Raw genomic sequence first — 1,306 nt, forward strand, 5'->3', positions numbered from 1 at the left:
ATAATCAAATATGAAAATATAGATAAAAAAAATAATATATCAATATGTAAAAATGATAAGGATAATGCTGAAGAGAGTCTGCTTAAGAGGATAGAAGAGTGTGTGATAGCAAATAGAGCAAATTTTGTCTATATGCAGTATCCATTTTTCAATTCTTTAAAATTTGCGAATCTTTTAAGGGATAAATCCTTAACTACCAAGGACGATACTCACAATACAAATAACAGTAGCGGTATCTCTAAAAACTATCTCATTATCTCAAATGCCCCTATGAGAGAGAACGCAAAACTAAATGAGCACCTTTTGCAAAACGTATTAAACTATAAGATAGTGGACAGCCTAAATAGGGTGGATAACAAGAAAGTGACTGACCCTAAGCAACTAAAAGCCACTAAAGACTATAGTCAGTACTCCATACAAGTAGATGCTCAAAATGATGAAGACCTATATTTATTAAGTCTAAGCCCATTTACAAGGGTTAGCAGAGAGAAAATCAAGAAATTTGAAAGTTATATTTCAGACAATTTTATATTTAACAAACCAATGGGTAAAGAAATTTTTAATGGCTCGGAACGTTTCATTAAATTTACGCAAGCCAATACCTATTTAAGTCATATAGATAAGTACTTTAAAAATGCCAAAGATATGGAAGAGATAATTAAAAGAGAAGAAGAATTTTTAGAGGCAAACATAGAGGAATTCAAAATCTTCTTTTTAAATTTGAATTCAAATACGGAACAAGATCGTATTATTTATGCTTTAGGTAAGCCAACTTCAATACCAATCGATGATAGAGGCATGATGCAATTATTGTCAGAGGAGTCTAATGGCGCATTTATAATAGAAACAGAATACTATTATCCAGCCACAAAAGTATTCTTATTAGTGATGGGATATTTTATATTAAGACAAATATTTGATAATTCCTTAATTAAACCAGAGTCTTATCTTGGGAGTGAGGCCATAAATTTATATGGCGAAACATTTCTAGTTTTATCCAAAAACACCTATTATCTAAAAGAAGATGAAACAAAAATACCCATATATTTCTTTAAAAAAGAAAAAGAGGCGAAAGCAGGACAAAAGGATGCCATCTGCATAGAGGAGATAGTGGACTCAATAGAAAAAAGTCATGTGGCTGATGACGATCATATATTAGATGATGATACATATAGTGAGTTAAAAAAGATACTTGAAGAACCAACAACTCTAGACATATATGATATGAGCGATGAGAAATTTGCAAGTAAATTCAAAAAAGAAAATTCTTTAAGTGACGAAGAATATAAAGAACTTGAAAAGAAAC

1 protein-coding gene is annotated in these 1,306 nt (G+C 30.6%); it reads left to right on the forward strand.

Features of this window, described 5'->3' with window-relative positions; genetic code table 11:
• A partial coding sequence (locus F3G69_RS09380) for a hypothetical protein (RefSeq protein WP_188115365.1) occupies positions 1 to 1,306 on the forward strand: 1,306 nt, incomplete at both ends.

Origin of the sequence: Campylobacter concisus (assembly GCF_902460625.1) — a bacterium.
GTDB classification, from domain to species: domain Bacteria; phylum Campylobacterota; class Campylobacteria; order Campylobacterales; family Campylobacteraceae; genus Campylobacter_A; species Campylobacter_A concisus_AD.